At 72.9% G+C, this 247-nt stretch carries 1 protein-coding gene; it reads left to right on the forward strand.

The genetic code is table 11. The annotated features are described in order from the left end of the window. A partial coding sequence (locus CVH10_RS23150; protein WP_219925049.1) for a hypothetical protein occupies window positions 1–247 on the forward strand: 247 nt, incomplete at both ends.

Genomic DNA, 247 nt, shown 5'->3' on the forward strand with positions numbered 1-247 from the left:
GGCTACGGGTTTGAGCCACAGTCGACGCCGGAAGGTTATGTCTTCTCGGCGGCGGTGCCCGAGGGCCTCTATCGCGTGACCGTCCGCTTTGGCGGCGCCGAGGCTGGGCGCACCACGGTCAAGGCCGAGGCCCGGCGGCTGATGGCGCGCGACATCGTCACCGCGCCGGGCGTCTATCAAACCCGCAGCTTCATCGTTCCCGTGCGCGGCCCCGCCCTGCCCCCGCCCCCCGCCAATGCGCCGGGCG

It is taken from the genome of Halomonas sp. ND22Bw (assembly GCF_003011945.1).
In the GTDB taxonomy this organism is placed as follows: domain Bacteria; phylum Pseudomonadota; class Gammaproteobacteria; order Pseudomonadales; family Halomonadaceae; genus Halomonas; species Halomonas halophila.